The 2,068-nt window shown below is 41.3% G+C and carries 2 protein-coding genes; both read right to left on the bottom strand.

The annotated features are described in order from the left end of the window. Positions 1–49 precede the first annotated feature (49 nt). A complete protein-coding gene (locus tag VM802_RS13000; protein ID WP_325531089.1) occupies positions 50–1,159 on the bottom strand; it encodes a FecR family protein in 1,110 nt (369 codons plus the stop codon). A gap of 72 nt (positions 1,160–1,231) precedes the next feature. Continuing rightward, positions 1,232–1,792: an RNA polymerase sigma factor gene (locus VM802_RS12995; RefSeq protein ID WP_325531087.1), complete on the bottom strand. Its 561-nt coding sequence runs from the start codon at positions 1,790–1,792 to the stop codon at positions 1,232–1,234. Between the last annotated feature and the right edge of the window lie 276 nt (positions 1,793–2,068).

Genomic DNA, 2,068 nt, shown 5'->3' with positions numbered 1-2,068 from the left:
GGCGCAGGATAAATAATCCGGTTTGCAGTTCTCCATAGAGGGGAGCTACCTACAATAGCTGATAATTTAAAAACGGGTGTAATCCATAACCGGTATGAATTACACCAGAACATGTATATTTTTTACCGGACAACAATGATTGAATAACTAAAATATTATCCTTGATCGTATACTCAAATGGTACTATCTTTTGTAAGAGGTCCAGTAGCTTTTCAGCAGGCAGGTTGTCGGCGCGACCTGAAAACCTGCGTTCTTTCAGCTCCTGGTTCCGGATGATTACTTTCATACCGTACCAGCGTTCCAGGCGGTGCGACAATGCCTCCAGTGTTTCGTTGTGAAAAACCAGGTGGTTACTCATCCAGGCAGTTTCTTCGGTAAGGCTGCTGTCGCCGGTTAGCATTGATAATGGCTGACGCTCCACTTTGATGGTTGATTGTGTACTCGCGGTAACTTTAGATGCATTGTTTATTCTTCTCCAGACGATTTTCTGATTCGGTTTCAGTATAATATTCTCCCGATGATCGTTCTCCTTAAGAATTACTTCCACTGTGCCTTTTACAAGGGCCGTCTCTGCGTATGATTCATCATCGTAGGAACGTATATTGAATTCTGTTCCTAACACTTTAATATCCATTTTACTGGTATGGATGATAAAAGGTATGCCCGCCATCGGTTTAATGTCAAAATAGGCTTCGCCGCCGAGATATACCTCGCGGTTGTTTTTACCAAAGTTGCCGGAATAGCGGAGACGGCTATCTGCATTTAGCCAGATGGTACTGCCATCTGGCAGCCGCATTTTGGTTTTCATTCCCATCTCCGTGATTACTTGTTTGTAAGTATCATCTCGTTTACTGTACAGATAGTGCGCTAAGAACAACCCGGCGCCGGCCAGGGCTACGCATGCCCGTACAATCCAATGTTTTAGCCGATTTGGCATAGCGGCTTTAATAGTCGACTGGTTGCTGATTTTTACTACTAAATTGTCAACGGTATCTTCAGAGATCATAGGTATTTTATGGAATGATACCTGATCAATAAGACCCATTTTAAGCCAGGCATCACGATTTCTCAGCATCAGGGATTCCAGTTCTAATAATTCCTCAGTGGTAATCTCCTTGCTCCAGTAGCGTGACAGCAGTTCCCAAAATCGTTGTGCCATCTTTCAGTGATAATTGCTATAAATAAAGACAACTGTAAATTGAAAAATGATGAAGTGGAAGAAAATTTTTTTTCAGGAGTGAGAAAAAGCAATGGGGGAGGACAACGCTGCCCATATTTTTTTTGTGGCCAGTCTCATTTGTGTACTCACTGTGGCCTTAGATAGGTCAAGCAACTGAGCTACTTCTTCATAAGAAAGGCCATCCTCCTTAATAAGAGTAAAGATCTGCCGGCAACGGGGAGGTAATGATTGTATCGTTTGCTGAATGCGTGTTACCTGTTCTTTGCTGATCATCACCTCTTCCGGATTGGGATTTTCAGGAGGTTGCACCTCTACTACCCACTCGGCCTGATGATCATTACGGCGGTCATTGCTTTTGATATAATTGAGTGCGGTATTTTTTACAGCCCTGAAAAGATAGAATCTTATATTATCCGGCCCCGGCAGCTGGGCACGATATTGCCATACCTTCATAAAGACATCGGAAACAATTTCCTCCGCTTCCTGTTCATTACCTACCATACTATATGCAAAATAATGTAACGTTGCCCCGAAATCCTTTACCAGAAGCCGGAATGCAGTCATATCCCCTGATTGCAGCGTGGAGACATAATTTAGTTGATATCTGTTCATACAACGTAATTATTTAAGATAGTGATCTTTCAGGCACACGAGATATGGTAGATTTTCCCTTCCTAATAGTATCTTGTCCAAAGAAATCCCTGCTATCATATCATATCATTTTCACAATCATTACTAGTGTTATGCTAATTATAAAATGGCGTATTTATTTGTATATTTGATCAATGGATAAACAAATGATACGTTATACAATCAAATTAACCAAGGCAGAAGTAGAAGAACTACACAGTATAATAAATAAAGGTTCACATACTTCACAGACATTTC

It is taken from the genome of Chitinophaga sp., assembly GCF_035538455.1.
Classification (GTDB): domain Bacteria; phylum Bacteroidota; class Bacteroidia; order Chitinophagales; family Chitinophagaceae; genus Chitinophaga.
The sequence above is the reverse complement of the archived record's forward strand: the minus strand, read 5'-3'. Positions and strand labels throughout refer to the sequence as shown.